At 71.0% G+C, this 15,468-nt stretch carries 12 protein-coding genes; 1 reads left to right on the plus strand and 11 read right to left on the minus strand.

The features are described from left to right. Nucleotides 1–18 precede the first annotated feature (18 nt). From ACFPIJ_RS02775 to ftsY, 5 genes are all read right to left on the minus strand, one after another. Entirely contained in the window at nucleotides 19–2,268 is a 2,250-nt protein-coding gene (locus ACFPIJ_RS02775) for a [protein-PII] uridylyltransferase (RefSeq protein ID WP_380112953.1), read from the minus strand. 28 nt (nucleotides 2,269–2,296) lie between these two features. Then, nucleotides 2,297–2,635 (minus strand): P-II family nitrogen regulator, encoded by a 339-nt coding sequence (locus tag ACFPIJ_RS02780; protein WP_033358035.1) that lies wholly within the window; start codon nucleotides 2,633–2,635, stop codon nucleotides 2,297–2,299. A 27-nt stretch (nucleotides 2,636–2,662) separates the two neighbouring features. Then, nucleotides 2,663–4,054, minus strand: coding sequence for an ammonium transporter (locus ACFPIJ_RS02785; protein WP_380112954.1), 1,392 nt, complete (start codon nucleotides 4,052–4,054; stop codon nucleotides 2,663–2,665). Between the two features lie 174 nt (nucleotides 4,055–4,228). Beyond that, entirely contained in the window at nucleotides 4,229–5,017 is a 789-nt protein-coding gene (locus ACFPIJ_RS02790) for a phosphotransferase enzyme family protein (RefSeq protein WP_033357818.1), read from the minus strand. A 53-nt stretch (nucleotides 5,018–5,070) separates the two neighbouring features. After that, nucleotides 5,071–6,324 carry a signal recognition particle-docking protein FtsY gene (gene ftsY, locus ACFPIJ_RS02795; RefSeq protein WP_380112955.1) on the minus strand — a complete coding sequence of 418 codons (1,254 nt, stop codon included), beginning with the start codon at nucleotides 6,322–6,324 and terminating at the stop codon, nucleotides 5,071–5,073. Between the two features lie 106 nt (nucleotides 6,325–6,430). Here ftsY and ACFPIJ_RS02800 point away from each other — a divergent pair, with 106 nt between their 5' ends. Then, nucleotides 6,431–8,095: an alkaline phosphatase D family protein gene (locus ACFPIJ_RS02800; protein WP_380113076.1), complete on the plus strand. Its 1,665-nt coding sequence runs from the start codon at nucleotides 6,431–6,433 to the stop codon at nucleotides 8,093–8,095. On the opposite strand, the gene ACFPIJ_RS02805 is transcribed toward ACFPIJ_RS02800, so the two are convergent. From ACFPIJ_RS02805 to ACFPIJ_RS02830, 6 genes are all read right to left on the minus strand, one after another. Continuing rightward, complete coding sequence (locus ACFPIJ_RS02805) at nucleotides 8,082–8,534, minus strand: NUDIX hydrolase (protein WP_380112956.1); 453 nt, start codon at nucleotides 8,532–8,534, stop codon at nucleotides 8,082–8,084. The genes ACFPIJ_RS02800 and ACFPIJ_RS02805 overlap by 14 nt on opposite strands. Before the next feature lie 270 nt (nucleotides 8,535–8,804). Then, on the minus strand, nucleotides 8,805–10,589 hold the full coding sequence (locus ACFPIJ_RS02810) for a discoidin domain-containing protein (RefSeq protein WP_380112957.1): 1,785 nt from the start codon (nucleotides 10,587–10,589) through the stop codon (nucleotides 8,805–8,807). Nucleotides 10,590–10,598: 9 nt separating this feature from the next. Beyond that, complete coding sequence (locus ACFPIJ_RS02815; protein WP_380112958.1) at nucleotides 10,599–11,525, minus strand: substrate-binding domain-containing protein; 927 nt, start codon at nucleotides 11,523–11,525, stop codon at nucleotides 10,599–10,601. Further along, nucleotides 11,522–12,490 (minus strand): ABC transporter permease, encoded by a 969-nt coding sequence (locus ACFPIJ_RS02820; RefSeq protein ID WP_380112959.1) that lies wholly within the window; start codon nucleotides 12,488–12,490, stop codon nucleotides 11,522–11,524. The genes ACFPIJ_RS02815 and ACFPIJ_RS02820 overlap by 4 nt, the downstream gene beginning before the upstream one ends. Continuing rightward, nucleotides 12,487–13,944 (minus strand): sugar ABC transporter ATP-binding protein, encoded by a 1,458-nt coding sequence (locus ACFPIJ_RS02825; RefSeq protein WP_380112961.1) that lies wholly within the window; start codon nucleotides 13,942–13,944, stop codon nucleotides 12,487–12,489. Before ACFPIJ_RS02825 ends, ACFPIJ_RS02820 begins: the two co-directional genes overlap by 4 nt. Beyond that, nucleotides 13,941–15,329 (minus strand): aldehyde dehydrogenase family protein, encoded by a 1,389-nt coding sequence (locus tag ACFPIJ_RS02830; RefSeq protein ID WP_380112962.1) that lies wholly within the window; start codon nucleotides 15,327–15,329, stop codon nucleotides 13,941–13,943. The genes ACFPIJ_RS02825 and ACFPIJ_RS02830 overlap by 4 nt, the downstream gene beginning before the upstream one ends. Between the last annotated feature and the right edge of the window lie 139 nt (nucleotides 15,330–15,468).

A 15,468-nucleotide genomic window follows, 5' to 3' on the forward strand; every position in this document is an offset into this window, starting at 1 on the left:
TGCAAAGGGTAACCGACGCTACACGGGGGTTGCCGCCTGTAGCACGGCGTCCTGCACCCGCGCCTTGTCGTCGGCGGACAGCTCACCGGCCAGGTAGAAGGCGTCGACGACCTCGCCGCCCAGGGTCGAGATGCGCGCCGAACGCACGTCGGCGCCGACGTCCTCCAGGGCCCGGGCCACCCGGAAGAGCAGGCCGGGCGTGTCGGAGGCGCGCAGCTCCAGGACGGTGGCGGCGGTCGCGGCGGCCGGTGGCTGCCACACCACCCGCGGCGGCACGGCGTTGCGGTGCCTGGCGGAGCGCTCCCGGGCGGCGAGCCGCTCGGCGACGGGCAGTTCGCCGAGCACGGCGCGGCGCAGGTCGCTGGCGATCGCCTCCTTGTCGAGCTCGCCGCCATACCGGGGCTGGACCGCGCAGACCATCCTGGCCAGGCCGCCGGCGCTGATCGTGTCGGCGGTGACCACGTCGAGGCGGTGCAGCGACAGGCAGCCGGCCACCGCGGCGAGCAGCCCACGCCGGTCGTGTGCCGTCACCGACACCGTGTCGGTCTCGATCGTCACCGCCGGCAGTTTCGACGGTGACGGCAGCGCCGCGGCCGGCGAGGGCGGTGGGGCCACCACGCCCGTGTCCAGGGCCCGCTCGACATGCCTGACCAGGTCGGCGATGAGCCGGCCCTTCCAGTCCGACCAGGCGCCGGGGCCGGTCGCGGCGGCGTCGGCCCGGGCGAGCGCGTGCAGCACGGCGAGGGTCGAGGCGTCACCGACGGCGGCGGCCACCCCGGCGATGGTCTGCGGGTCGCTGAGGTCGCGGCGGGTCGCGGTGTCCGGCAGCAGCAGGTGCAGCCGGACGACCTTCTCGACCTGCTCGACGTCGCCGGGCGGCAGGCCGAGCCGGGACGCGATGTCGGCCGCGATCGGCGCGCCGACGGTGCTGTGGTCGCCGGCCAGGCCCTTGCCGACGTCATGCAGCAGCCCGCAGAGCACCAGCAGGTCCGGGCGGTCGACGTCGCGGGACAGCTTCGCCGCGTGCCGGGCCGTCTCGACCAGGTGCCGGTCGACGGTGAACAGGTGCACCGGGCTGTGCTGCGGCAGGCTGCGGACCCGGGCCCATTCGGGCAGCCAGTTCACCACCAGGCCGTACCGGTCGCAGGCCTCCCAGATCGAGATCATCGAGGGGCCGCTGCCCAGCAGCGTGAGCAGGGCGTCCCGGGCGGGCGCCGGCCACGGCTGGGGCATCGGCGCGGCGAACCCGCCGAGCCACTCCAGGGTCGCGTGCGCGATCGGCAGCTCGGCCCGGGCCGCGGCGGCGGCGACCCGCAGCGGCAGCGTCGGATCGGGCCGCGGGGTCACCGCGGCCCGCGCCAGGACCACCTCGCCGTGCTGCTCGACGACGTCCCGGGCGAGCGGCCGGCGCTCCGCGTGGCCGCGCGTGCCGGGCGACGACCAGCGCTCCACCGCACGCCAGGCGTCGTCGCTGGCATAGGCGATGGTGCGGGCCGCCTCGGCGATGCGCCGCAGCACCTCGTCGCGGTCGCCGAGGTCGAGCAGCTCGGCGACCTCGTCGCGGTCCTGGGCCAGGAGCCGGTCGACCCGGCGGCCACGCACCGCGTGCAGCGCGTCGCGGACGTCGAGCAGATTGCGGTAGGCGCCGCGGACCGGCGGGCGGGGGCCGTCGGCGACGCCGGCGAAGCCGATGCCACGCAGCACGCCCACGTCGCGCAGCCCGCCGCGGGACTCCTTGACGTCGCCCTCGAGCAGGAACGCCAGCTCCCCGTGGGAGTCCCAGCGGGCCTGGGTCAGCGCCCGCAGCGAGGGCAGCAGGTGGCGGGCCTCGCGCCGCCACTGCGCGACCGCGTCGGTGTGCAGGCGGGCCAGCAGGGCGGCGTCGCCGGCGACCAGCCGCGCGTCGAGCAGCCCGAGGGCGACCTTCAGGTCCTCCCGGGCCAGCGTGAGGGCCTGCTCGGGGGTCCGGGTCGAGTGGTCGAGGGCGAACTTGGCGTCCCAGATCTGATACCAGATCCGGGTGCCGAGCTCGTCGGCAGCGGCCGAGTGCTCCGGGACATGCAGCAACACCAGGTCAAGGTCGCTGCGCGGGGCGCACTCGCGCCGTCCGAGCCCACCCACCGCAACCAGGGCGAACCCCGTTGAAGAACCGCCCACCGAGTCGTAGACAGCGGCGAGCCAGGCGTCCAGCGCCGCGGAGCGCGCGGCCCGCGCGGCGGCGCCCGCCCCGGTGGAAAGGACCGGAACGGGCGCCGACGGTTGTGTCATGTGATCAGTATTCAGGTGTGTTCAGTCCTCAGAGCGCGTCGAGGCCGCGCTCGCCGGTGCGGACCCGGATGACCTCGTCGACCGAGGTGACCCACACCTTGCCGTCACCGATCTTGCCGGTGCGGGCGGCGGTGACGATGGCGTCCACGACCTTCTCGAAGTCCAGCTCGTCGGTGACGATCTCGACGCGGATCTTCGGGACGAACTCCACCGTGTACTCCGCACCGCGGTAGACCTCGGTGTGGCCCTTCTGACGTCCGTATCCCTGAACCTCGCTCACGGTCAGGCCGGCCACACCAAGTGCGTGCAGGGCCTCTTTCACCGCGTCGAGCTGGTACGGCTTGATGACCGCGGTCACCAGCTTCATGCCCATTCCCTCCGTCATCCCTCGACGCTAACCGGCAACTGATTCAGACGCCGGGGCTTGTGCCGCCGGTGCCTCTGATGCACCCTTACCGATCCCGGCCAGAGCGAAGGCGCCGGCCGCGCCGCTGCCACTGCCCGGGTTGTTCAGGTCGTAGCCACTCTCGGCGTGCTCCGCGATGTCGATGCCCTCCACCTCGGCCTCGGCGGTGACCCGGAAGCCGACCGTCTTCTCGATGATGAAGGCGAGGACGAAGGCGACCGCGAACGAGTAGACCGTCACGATAGCGCTCGCACCGGCCTGCGCACCCAGCTGGGCCGCGCCACCACCGAAGAACAGACCGTCCTTGGCGCCGACAACGTCGGTGATCGCCGAGTTGAGGTCCGAGTTGGCGAAGAAGCCCAGGGCCAGGGAGCCGAGCCAGCCACCGACGAAGTGGACACCCACGACGTCGAGCGAGTCATCGAAGCCGAAGCGGTACTTGAGGCTGACCGCGAGGGCGCAGAGGATACCGGCCGCGAGGCCGAGCAGGACGGCGGCCCACGAGTCGATGAAGCCACAGGCGGGGGTGATCGCGACCAGACCGGCGATGGCACCGGACGAGGCACCGACCAGGGTCGGCTTGCGGTCACGAATCCACTCGACGATGACCCAGCCGAGCACGGCCGCGGCGGTGGCGACCTGGGTGTTGACGAACGCAAGACCGGTCACACCGTCGACGGTGAGCTCGGAACCGGCGTTGAAACCGAACCAGCCGAACCACAGCAGACCGGCGCCGAGGGCGACGAACGGCACGTTGTGCGGCTTCATGCTCTCCCGCGGCCAGCCGATGCGCTTGCCGAGGACCAGTGCCACACCGAGTGCTGCCGCACCGGCGTTGATGTGGACCGCGGTGCCACCGGCGAAGTCGAGCGGGTGAAGCTTCTGGAAGATCCAGCCGCCGCCCCACACGTTGTGGGCGACCGGGAAGTAGACCAGCGTGGCCCAGCCGAACGCGAAGAGCAGCCAGCCGGCGAACTTGGCCCGGTCGGCGATCGCGCCGCTGATCAGGGCGACCGTGATGACGGCGAACGTCATCTGGAACACCATGAACACGTAGGTCGGGATGCCGATGCCGCTCGGGTTGTCGTCGGTGGCACCCCAGAACAGGTCCGTGTAGGTCTTCGAACCGAGGTAGTCACCGAGGTTACCGATGAAGCCACCCGCGGTGTCGGTGCCGAACGACGCCGAGAAACCGTAGAACAGCCAGAGGATGCTGACGAGCCCGATCGTCGAGAAGCTCATCATCATCATGTTGAGGACGCCCTTGGAACGGTTCAGGCCACCGTAGAACAGTGCCAGACCCGGCGTCATGAGCAGCACGAGCGCTGTCGAAACCAGCAACCAGGCGGTATTACCGGTATCGATGGTCGCTTCAGGCACGCTGGCCTCCTAGTAGTCGAGATCCTCCCTCCCGACCTCGAGGCAGCGCTGCCCTGTCAGCCGGTTGCGCGAGAGCTTCCAGGGCCCACGTTTCGCGCACCGGCGCTGAGCGGTTTCTAAGGCGTCACGTCATGTTTCCAGCGTGTGAAGAAACCTTCACACGCTGGACAAGCCCTATCGAAGGGCATATTCGAGCGTGTGCCGTTCGTAGTCGATGAGCCGCAGGTCACGGACCGGACGGCGCAGGTGCCCCTTGTGCACGATGCGCACGAAGGCCGGGTCCCCGGCGGCCGCCATCCGACGAATGCCCTCGATGTGATCGACGATCCGTTTCCGGATGACACGCACGAGGCGGTGCCGGTCACGAGGGGTCAGCCCGTACGCGTCAGCGAACATGCGCAGCCGGCGTGGGCGGTTCGGCCGCTTCCAGCCCAGCGTGTAGGAGTCCCGGTCGGAGAAGAGCGGCACCCAGGTCCAGGCCGCATACGCGACGTCGTAGATCCTGGCGCCCGGCGAGGCGAGGTCGAAGTCGATCAGCGACAACGTCCCGTCGGGCCGCCAGATGACGTTGTGCGGCGCCGCGTCGTGGTGACAGATCACCTCGGTGTCCGGCGGTGGCGGGCCGAAGGAGCGCCACACCGCGTTGGGCGGCGGACGGAACCCGGCCTGCGCGTCGTGGAACATCCGCAGCATCGTCGCCACGGTGACCATCGCCTCGTCGGTCACCCAGTGCGGGGCGAGCGGATAGCCACCCGACTCGCCCTCCAGGTAGGACAGGACCTCACGGCCCCGCTCGTCGATGCCGAACGCCCGCGGCGCGCCGGTGAACCCGACATACTCCAGGTGCCGCAGCAGCGCATGCACCGCCGGCGTCCAGGGGCCGGCGTTGCGGCGCACGGTGTCTCCCGAGCGCACCACGACGGACGTGTTTCCGCCGTGGAGGGGGATCTCCTGCTGCGTCACGTGTAGTCCTTCACGTCCCGGTCGAGTTTCGCATGCCTTGCTAGCGTCCGAGGTTACGCGTCCGTGCCAACGAGTGCGTCGACGAACTGCCGGGCATCGAAGGGCGCCAGATCGTCCGGGCCCTCGCCGAGGCCGACGAGCTTCACCGGGATGCCCAGTTTCCGCTGGACGGCGATGACGATCCCACCCTTGGCGGTGCCGTCGAGCTTCGTGAGCACCACCCCCGTGACGTCGACCACCTCGGTGAAGACCCGCGCCTGCTCCAGGCCGTTCTGGCCGGTGGTGGCGTCGAGGATCAGCAACGTCTCGTCGACCGGCCCGTGCTTCTCCACCACCCGCTTGACCTTGCCCAGCTCATCCATCAGGCCGACCTTGTTCTGCAGCCGCCCGGCGGTGTCGATCAGCACGGTGTCCACACCGGCTTCGATACCCCGTTTGACCGCGTCGAACGCCACCGACGCCGGATCCGCGCCCTCGGGGCCACGGACCACCTCGGCGCCCACCCGGCTGCCCCAGGTGGCGAGCTGCTCGGTGGCCGCCGCCCGGAAGGTGTCGGCGGCGCCCATCACCACGGTGTGGCCGTCGGCGACCAGCACCCGCGCGATCTTGCCGCAGGTGGTCGTCTTCCCCGCGCCGTTGACGCCGACGACCAGCAGGACCGCCGGCCGGCCGTCGCGCTGGGTCGCGGCCAGGCTGCGGTCCATCTCCGGGGCGAGCGCGGCGACGAGCTCGTCGGCGAGCATGCCGCGCAGCTCGGAGGCGGTCGCGGTGCCGTGCACGCGGGCCCGCTCACGGAGCTTGCCGACGATCTCGGTGGTCGCGGCGACCCCGACGTCGGCGCCGATGAGGGTCTCCTCGATCTCGTCCCAGGTGTCGTCGTCGAGCTTGTCACGCGACAGCAGCGTGAGCAGCCCCTTGCCGAACACGTTCTGCGAGCGCGACAGCCGGGCCCGCAGCCGCACCAGGCGCCCGGCGGTCGGCTCGGGGGTCTCGAGCGCCGGCGGCGCCTCGACAACCGGTGGCGCCTCGACGACGGGCGGCGGGGCCTCCACCACCGGTGGTGGCGCCTCGACAACCGGCGGCACCTGCTTCTTCGGCGGTTTCGTCGGTACGGGCGGCGCCTGCTTGGTCGGTGCCGGTGGCGCCTGCTTGGTCGGTGCCGGTGGCACCTGCTTCACCGGCGGAGCGGTCGGCTTCTGCGCCGGTGGAAGGGTCGGTGGCTTGCGGAAACGGGGCGCTACCAGCGCGAGGGTCGCCCCGATCACCACGACGAGCAGCACCAGGCCGAAGACGATGTACGACTCCATGGCAGGAATCCTCCCAGACGACGCGGTCCGGGGCCCGAAGTGGCGCCAGGTCCGCCCACACAGGATCATCTTCAGTGCACCCCCGCAGGCACTGGAGGTCCGCGACATGCCGGAGGACGACTCGCCCCGCAGCCTCGACGAGGATCACGGCCCGCTGGTCCTGGGGCCCGTCCTGCGCCGCGTCGAAGGCGACCGGGCAACGATCTGGGTCGAGACGTCCCATCCGGCGACGGTCGCGGTCGACGCCGCCCCCGCGAGCGGTTCCGCCCGGACCTTCACCGTCCACGGGCACCATTACGCCCTGGTCATGGTGTCCGGGCTGCCCCGGGGCGCCGTGACGCCCTACACCCTGAGCATCGACGGCACCACGGTCTGGCCGCTGCCGGGGGACACCTCCCCACCCTCGGCGATCCGCACGAGGCCGGACGACGCGCCGGTCCGGCTGATCTTCGGCTCCTGCCGCGAGTCGAGTCCGCTGAGCGTGACCCGGTTCCCGCCGGACGCGCTGGACGCCTATGCGGGCCGGCTGATCGAGTCGATCAACGCCGACGCGCCCACGGAGTGGCCCGACCTGCTCGTGCTGCTCGGTGACCAGGTGTACGCCGACGAGACGCCCGAGAAGATCCAGAAGTGGCTCGGCCGGCGGAAGCGCCGCGCCGACGCGCCGGAGAAGCAGGTCGTGGACTTCCACGAGTACACCAAGCTCTACCTCGACTCCTGGGGCGACCCGGAGATCCGCTGGCTGCTGTCCACCGTGCCCAGCGTGATGATCTTCGACGACCACGAGATCATCGACGACTGGAACACCTCCGACCGCTGGCGCACGTCCATGGCCGCGCTGTCGTGGTGGGAGGAGCGCATCCGGGCCGGCCTGTCCTCCTACTGGGTCTACCAGCACCTCGGCAACATCGCCCCGAGCGCACTGGCCGACGACCCGGTGTATGCAGCCGTCCTTTCGGCCGGCGGCGATGCCACCGAGGTGCTCGACGCGTTCGGCACCCGCGCCGACCACGAGCCCACGTCGTACCGGTGGAGCTACACCATCGACATCGACCGCACCCGCCTCGTCGTCGTCGACAACCGCGCCGCCCGCGTCCTGGCCCGCGGCCACCGGGCGATGCTGGCGGAGTCGGAGTGGACCTGGTTCACCGAGCAGATCCCCGGCGACTACGACCACCTGCTGATCGGCTCCTCGCTGCCGTGGCTGCTGCCCCCGGCCATCCACCACCTGGAGGCCGCCACCGAGCGGCTGGCCGAGTCGCCCCGCAACTGGGTCTCCAAGATCGGCGAGAAGCTCCGCCAGGCCGTCGACCTGGAGCACTGGGCCGCGTTCAAGCGCTCGTTCGACGCCCTCACCGCCCTGCTCAGCCAGGTCGGCGCCGGCCAGGGCGGCGTCTCACCGCCACCGGCGTCGATCAGTGTGCTCTCCGGCGACGTGCACCACTCCTACGCTGCCCGCGCCGTGCTCGGACCCGACGTGGTCAGCCCGGTCCACCAGCTGACCTGCTCCCCGGTGCACAACGACATGCCGAGGTACATCCGCCCCGCGATGAAGTTCGGCTGGAACCCGCCCGCCGCGAAGCTGATGCGCTCCCTGGCCCGCTCCGTCGGCCTGCCCCCGCCGCCGGTGCGCTGGGCCAAGACCGCCGACCCCTACTTCGGCAACGCCGTCGGGGTGCTCCTGCTCGACGGCCGCTCCGCGCACGTCACGGTCGAGGGCACCCGGCCCGACAAGACCCTCGGCGAGGTGGCCTCGCTCAAGCTGACCTGACCCCTCCCACCGGGGGCACGGTCACCGGTTCCCGCTCCAGCGCCGCCCACGTCCACACCGTCGCCACCCGCGCCCGTCCGGTGAGATACCCCACAGCGGGCTCCCGGATGGGCGCGAACCACATCCGCCCCAGCCGCTCCACCGCCGCCGCGAGCGGCACCCACTCCCCCGACCCGTCGTGCGGCCCGACCCCGGTCACCTCGAAGCCGAACATCTCGTAGCCGGCGCCGCCGGCGGTGTACCGGGCGATCCACAGCAGCCGCTCGGCCGTCACCGCCGTGAAGCCGGCCTCCTGCGCCACCTTCGCCAGCAGCGGCTCGCCGGGCCCTACCGCTCCGCCGGGCAACGCCCAGACGAGGTCGCCGTCGAGGGTCTCGCTGACCAGCAGGACGTCCTTGCCCCGCCGCACGACCGCGCCGACTGCCAGCTGCTCCGCCATGTGGCAAACCTACGGTTGCCGTCATGCCCTGCAAACACATCACCCGGGTACAGGTACGGTCGCGGCCGTCCACGGCCGCGGGCTTGTCGCGACCGTCAGGTCGCGGCTGCGCAACTGTCCGCGGAGGTGGCAGGGAAGGCCGCCAAGGCCTGACCGGTGGCTGACGGGAGCGGCGGACCTCGCGCTCGACGGACCGGAGCAGGAAACGTTGACCTTGGACACTTTTGTCATGCCAGGGCGCGACGAAAGTGTCCAAGGTCAACAATGGGGTCAGCTCGAATAGGCCTCCAGTTCGAAGATGCGGGCGGCGGTATCCGAGTCGTTCGTCGGGGTGATCACGTTCAGGCGGAGATGTCGGGCGGTCACCGGGGTGAACGTGTGCGTGGTCGTGCTCGCCGTGTTGTTCCTCACCTGGGCGACCGTCGTCCAGGTGTTGCCGTCCAGGCTGGTCTGCAGGTCGAAGTCCTTCGTGTTCCAGCTGGTCTTCTCGCCGCCGGCGCCCGAGTGGCGCAGGACGACCCGGCCGACCTGCTGGTTCGAGCCCAGATCGACGCGCAGCCACTTGTTGGCGCCCAGGGCGCACCACTTGTCGGAGAGGCCGCCCGTCCAGCTGCCGTTGACGGCCTTGGCGGGTGCCTCGGCCGCGGCGCACTGCGACGACGCGGTGGCCGGCTTGTTCAGCGCCAGGTTCGTGACCGGCGGCGTCGTCTCCGGCACGAACAGCTTGATGTCGGTGAGGCTGGCGGAGCCCTCGTAGACGTTGGTGTAGAGGTCACCGATCACGAACGAGTCGGGATAGGCGGACCCCGATGGCCACTGGTTGGGCCAGGTGGTGCTGCCGAAGTCGTCGTTCTGGACCAGGTTGCCGTTGAACTGTCCGTTGTATCCGGCGGCGGTGGTGTTGTAGTGCCAGATCGGCACGTTGTTGACCACGAAGTCGCGGTGGAAGCGCAGCGTGCGCTGGCCGGAGCGGGCGAAGTTGCCGCTCGCCTCGAGGGTGTAGCCGGTCGCGTCGCGTTCGATGGCGAACGTGTAGTACTCGTTCGGCATCAGCTCCGGCTGCAGCTCGCCGGCGCTGGAGAGCTGGTTCTCGGCCGCGCCGCCGGAGCAGCTGGTCATGAACCACTGGGAGTTGCCGGGCAGGCCGCCCGCGCCGGGGTTCCAGTTCGGCATCCCGGAGATCCACATGTTGACGGTGTTGAAGTTGCCGTCGCGGTAGTTGTAGTAGGTGTTGTTGGCCGCGTTGCAGACCCGGCCGCCGGTGCCCGAGCCGACCCGGTCGGGGTGCTGGGAGAAGGAGTCCATCAGCACCTTGCGGTGGTAGTGCCAGAAGTGGTTGTTGCGGGGCGCCGGGTTCGCGAAGTCCACGATGGACAGGAAGTGGAAGCCGTTGTACCCGTACGGCCCGGCCCGCACGTCCTGCCACTCGCAGTAGGGCACGGCCGCGTTGCCGCTCCAGCCGGGACTGTTGGAGCCCTCGCCCCACGGGTGCTGGGTCTTGCATCCGGCGGTGCTGTAGCCGTTGACCCGGCCGCCGTAGTTGATGGTGCCGTTGCGCTTGCCGCCGAAGTCGATCGTCTTGAGCTTGTATTCGATGCGGTACTGGTCGGGCAGCGCCTGCGTCGGCCGGAAGATCGCGCCGCCGGTGCTCTCGGGGACGTTGAGGACTGCGGCGCTGGCCCCGCCGACGGTGGCGGTGGTGATCGACGGCGGCGCCTCCAGCACGCCGTCCTTGTTGAAGTCGCGGGCGGACAGGGAGGCGGTGAGCCAGCCGTTCTGGCCGACCGTGAACTCCTTGCGGTAGGTGTCGAAGGAGTTGAACTGGGTGGTCCAGGCCGGGCCGTAGTCGTTGCGGTACCACTGCCCGGCGTCGTCGGTGATCGTGTCGAACGGGTTGGCGTAGGTCTCCCGGACCCACGGCGCGTTGCCGGTGTTGATGGGCTGGGCGAAGTTCTCGGAGTACAGCAGGCGCCAGGTCGGCGCGGCGGCGGCGGGGGCGGCCGGGATCGCGATCAGTGACCCGGCGACCAAGACCCCGGTGAGCAGTCGTCTCACAACAGGCTCCTAGAGGTATTGGGACGCGTTGTCCTTGGTGATCTGCGGCGACGGCACGACGGTGTCCTTCTCGACCTTGGCGCCGCCGAGCACGTCGACGGTGCGGTCCAGGGCGAGCTTGCCGATCACGTTCGGACTGTTGAGGCCGGTGACGACGTAGTTGGTGCCGTCGAGGATGGCCTTGAGCGCCTCGGCCTGGCCGTCGACGCCGGCCAGGACGATCTGGTTCGTCTTGCCGGCCGAGGCGATCGCCCGCTGCGCGCCGAGGCACATGGCGTCGTTCTCGCAGAAGACGGCGACAAGGTCGGGGTGCTTGGCGAGCAGACCCTCCATGACCGTGAGCCCGCCGTCGGAGCCCCAGTTGCCGAAGTCGGGGGCCTCGACCAGGGTGATGTCGGACTTGGTACTGAGCACCGACTTCAACCCGTTGGTGCGGGCCAGACCGATCGAGTTGTCGGCCGGGCCGCCCTTGATGATCGCGACCTTGCCCTTGACCTTGGCCGCGAGGAACTCGCCGTCCTGCTTGCCGATGGCCTCGTTGTCGGGCCCGATCCAGCTGGTGTACTCGCCGGTGGCGAACTTCCGGTCGACCAGCACGACGGGCTTCTTCGCCGCCTTGATCGCGTTCAGGGCGGCCGGCGCCGACTCGAGCGGGCCGCCGGAGATGATGATCGCGTCGACGTTCTTGCTGAGCAGGTCCTCGACGTTGGCGGCGAGCTTGGCGGCGTCGCCCCCGGCGTCGGTGCTGACGATCTTCACGTTGCCCTTGGTCTTGGCCTGCGCGGCGATGGCGGCGTCCATGCCGCTGAAGTACGGTCCGCTGAGCAGGAAGTTCGCGACCCCGATCGTGTAGCTGTCCTTCTTGCCGGCTTTTTCCTCGCTGCAGCCCGCCAGGCCGAGCGCCGCCACCAGCAGCAGGGATAAGGCTCTTCTCATGCGCGTCCCTTCACGGAGTCAGAACGCGGCCGCCGCGTGCGCTGCACGAGGATGACCGCGATGATGATCAGTCCCTTGAGCACCTGCTGCCAGAACGACTGCACGCCGTACAGGTTGAGCAGGTTGTTGATCAGGACCAGGACGAGCACCCCGCCGAAGGCACCCTTCGCCGAACCCCGGCCGCCGGACAGGCTCGCGCCGCCGATGACGCAGGCCGCGATCGCGTCGAGCTCGAAAGCGACCCCGACGCTGGGTTGTGCAATGCCGACTCTGCTGGTGAGGATGATTCCGGCGAGTCCGGCACAGAGACCGCTGATGGTGTAGGCGAGCACGATGTGCCGACGCACGTCGATGCCCGCCAGGCGGACCGTCTCGGCGTTGCCGCCGATGGCGATGATCGAGCGCCCGGGTGGCGTCCGGGCCAGGAAGGCACCGCCGATGCCGAAGACGGCCAGCATGATCAGCGTGATCAGGGGGATGGGGCCGACCATGGCCGAGCCCAGCGTGAGGAAGCCGGGGTCGGTCGGTGCGATCGGCACCTCCGAGTAGACGAACGCGAGCCCGCGGATCGTGGTGAGCGCCGCGAGGGTGACGACGAACGGCGCGAGCTCGAACCGGGCCACGAGGACGCCGTTGACCGCGCCGAACGCGATCCCGCTCGCGACGCCGACCAGCATCGCCAGGGGGATCGGCAGGTCCGCGACGAGCCCCGCGGTCACGATCCCGCTGAACGCGACGACCGAGCCCACGGACAGGTCGATGCCGCCGGTGAGGATGACCACGAGCATGCCGAAGGCGAGCAACCCGGTGGTCACCATCTGTTTGAGCAGGTTGGTGAGGTTGGTGGTGGTGAGAAAGCTCTCGGACGTGGTGGCGGCCACGACGATGAGCGCGGCGATAAGCAGCGTGAACGCCGCCTCGACCGTGACGTCCCGGCCGCGGACGCGGACTGCCAAGGTTGTCATGCTGCGATCGCCCTTTCCAGGACCTGTTCCTCGGTGGTGCCCTCCGACGGCAGTTCGCCGGTGAGCCGGCCCTGGCGCATGACGAGGACCCGGTCGGTGGCGCCGAGCACCTCGGTCAGGTCGGAGGAGATGAGCAGCACGGCGAGGCCGTCGCGGGCCAGGCCGTCGATCATGCGGTAGATGTCGACCCGGGTCGCCATGTCCACGCCCCGGGTGGGTTCGTCGAGGATCAGCACCCGCGGACCCGTGAGCAGCCACTTCGCCAGCACGACCTTCTGCTGGTTTCCGCCGCTCAGGTGCACGACCGGCATGGTCGCGCAGCCCTGGGGTGCGATGGCCAGATCCCGGATCATGGCGGCCGCGTCGGTCCGCTGTCGCCGGCGGTCGATGAGCGGCCCGCGGGCGGTGGAGCGCCAGGTGGTGAGCCCGATGTTGTCCCGCACGGTCATGCCGAGGACGAGGCCGCTGCCGGCCCGGTCCTCGGTGACCATCGCCACGCCGGCGCGGATCGCCTCCCCGGGACTGCGGAACGCCGCGCCGGCGGTCGGCCTGGCTGCGCCGAAGACGCACGCGGCGAGTTCGGTGCGACCCGATCCGACCAGGCCGAACAGCCCGACGATCTCCCCGGCCCGCAGCGTGAACGACACGCCGTCGAACTCCCCCGTCCGGCCGAGCCCGGCGACGGTCAGCAGCGGCCCGCCCGGGGCGGGCCGCCGCTCGGGGTAGATGCGGTCGAGGGTCCGGCCCGCCATGAGCCGGATGAGCGAGCCCTCGTCGGTCGCGTCCGGCGTGGTCGTCGCGACGACGCGGCCGTCCTTGACCACGACGATCCGGGTGGCGAGTTCGAGGACCTCGGCGAGGCGGTGCGACACGTACACCACCAGGACCCCGCGCGACTGCAGGCGCCGGATCAGCGCGAACAGCGCGTCGAGGTCGGCGCCGGCGAGGACCGCGGAGGGTTCGTCGAGGACCAGGACGCGGGGCTCGCTCACGAGGGCCTTCGCGATCTCGACCATCTGCTGGCGGGCCACGGTCAGCCGGCCGGCCGGGGTCCGCGGGTCGATCACGCCGAACCCGGCCTCCTGCAGCAGCTGCCCGGCCCGGCGGTGCGCGGCGGGCCAGTCGATCAGGCCGAACCGCCGCGGGAAGTTGCCCATCAGCAGGTTCTCCGTGACGGTCAGCTCCGGCACGAGGGAGAGCTCCTGATGGACGGTCCGGATGCCGTGCGCGTGGGCGTCGTGCGGCGAAGTGACGGCCAGTTCGACGCCGTCCCACGTCAGCGCGCCGGAGCTCATCGGCACCGCACCCGAAAGGATCTTGATCAGGGTGGACTTGCCGGCACCGTTGGCGCCCACGATCGCGAGGACCTCGCCGGGTGCGCCGTCCAGCGTCACGCCGTGCAGGACCTCGACGCCGCCGTAGGACTTGTGGACCTCGTGCAGCCGCAGCGTCATCGGAAGGCGTCCATGACGACGACGGTCTTCTGCCGGGTGAAGTCCAGGACGGTGTCGTGGATGCCCTCCCGGTAGCCGCCGGTGTCCTTGGTGCCGCCGAACGGCAGGTTCTCCGCCCGCAGCGCGGTCGAGCCGTTGATCACGACGCCGCCGACGTCCAGGCGCCGGGCGATGCTCAGCGCGCGGGAGATGTCGCGGGTGAAGACGGCGGCGTGCAGCCCGTACGGTGAGGCGTTGGCGAGCCGGACGGCCTCGTCCGGGTCGTCGAAGCGGGCGACCGGCGCCACCGGCCCGAAGATCTCCTCGGCGAAGGCGGGGCTGTCGGCGGGCACGTCGACGAGGACCGTCGGGTCCAGGAAGGCCCGGCTGCGGATCCCGCCGGCGACCAGCCGGGCACCGTCGGCGACGAGCGTCCGGACGGCGTCGAGCACCCGGCCGGCGGCCTCCTCGGCGATGAGCGGGCCGACGTCGGTGGATTCGAGGAGCTGGTCGCCGACCGTCAGCTTGGCGGTCTGCGCGACGAGCGCGTCCACGAACGCGTCGTGCACCGGGGACTGGACGTAGACCCGCTTCACCGCGCAGCAGATCTGGCCGTTGCCGCGGGCGAGCCGGCCGAGGACCACGGCGCGGGCGGCCTCCTCGACGTCGGCGTCGGCGCAGACGATGAGCGCGTCGTTGCCGCCGAGCTCCAGGAACACCTTCTTCAGGGTGCCGGCGGCGCGGCGGGCGATCTCGCGGCCGGCGGCGGTGCTGCCGGTCAGGGTGACGGCGGCGATCCCGGGCAGCTCGGCGAGCTGCTGGCTGGTCTGCGGGCCGCCGACCACGACCTGGTGCGCGTATGCCGGAGCGGCATCCTGCACCATTGCCGCGATCCTGGTCATGGCGAGAGGGCAGCGGGACGGGGGTTGCACGACGACCGCGTTGCCGGCGGCGAGGGCGGCGGCGGCCTTGTGGGCGTACAGCTCGACCGGGTAGTTGAACGGCACGAGCGCGGCGACGACCCCGAGCGGCTCGCGCACGGTGACCGCCAGGTGCTGCTCCAGCCCCGGCACGGCGTCCAGGGGGATCTGCCGGCCGAAGAGCCGGGTCGCCTCCCCCGCGTAGCCACGGAAGATGCGGATCGCGGCCTCGACCTCGCCGCGGGTCTGCTGGATCGGCTTGCCGTTCTCGGCGGCGAGGAGCCGGGCCAGGTCCTCCCGCTCGGCCTCGATCCGGTCGGCGACGCGGCGGAGCAGGTCGGCGCGCTCGTGCGCGGGGGTGGCGGCCATCGCACGCTGACCTTGCTGGGCGCGCTCGACGGTCGCGGCGACCTGTGCCGCGTCGGTCGCCGGCACCTCCCCCAACACTTCCCCGGTGCCGGGATTGCGCACGGTGACAACGGCCATGATGGCTGGGCCCTCCTCGGGGTACGGCGGTCGCGGGCGTGCCCTTTTTTGGCAGGGCAGGTCCGCCGGCGCCGTCCGGCGAGGATGAAGGCAGGACCGCGGTGAGTGAGGGTGGGCTCACCGGAATCGGTCTTTGTTA

The organism is Dactylosporangium cerinum (assembly GCF_042653625.1).
Taxonomy (GTDB): domain Bacteria; phylum Actinomycetota; class Actinomycetes; order Mycobacteriales; family Micromonosporaceae; genus Dactylosporangium; species Dactylosporangium cerinum.

What these genes read in the sequence shown, in the direction of transcription:
- ACFPIJ_RS02775 (WP_380112953.1), bottom strand. Translation starts at nt 2,268, where the DNA reads ATGACACAACCGTCGGCGCCCGTTCCGGTCCTTTCCACCGGGGCGGGC.
- ACFPIJ_RS02780 (WP_033358035.1), bottom strand. Translation starts at nt 2,635, where the DNA reads ATGAAGCTGGTGACCGCGGTCATCAAGCCGTACCAGCTCGACGCGGTG.
- ftsY (WP_380112955.1), bottom strand. Translation starts at nt 6,324, where the DNA reads ATGGAGTCGTACATCGTCTTCGGCCTGGTGCTGCTCGTCGTGGTGATC.
- ACFPIJ_RS02800 (WP_380113076.1), top strand. Translation starts at nt 6,431, where the DNA reads ATGCCGGAGGACGACTCGCCCCGCAGCCTCGACGAGGATCACGGCCCG.
- ACFPIJ_RS02805 (WP_380112956.1), bottom strand. Translation starts at nt 8,534, where the DNA reads ATGGCGGAGCAGCTGGCAGTCGGCGCGGTCGTGCGGCGGGGCAAGGAC.
- ACFPIJ_RS02815 (WP_380112958.1), bottom strand. Translation starts at nt 11,525, where the DNA reads ATGAGAAGAGCCTTATCCCTGCTGCTGGTGGCGGCGCTCGGCCTGGCG.
- ACFPIJ_RS02820 (WP_380112959.1), bottom strand. Translation starts at nt 12,490, where the DNA reads ATGACAACCTTGGCAGTCCGCGTCCGCGGCCGGGACGTCACGGTCGAG.
- ACFPIJ_RS02825 (WP_380112961.1), bottom strand. Translation starts at nt 13,944, where the DNA reads ATGACGCTGCGGCTGCACGAGGTCCACAAGTCCTACGGCGGCGTCGAG.
- ACFPIJ_RS02830 (WP_380112962.1), bottom strand. Translation starts at nt 15,329, where the DNA reads ATGGCCGTTGTCACCGTGCGCAATCCCGGCACCGGGGAAGTGTTGGGG.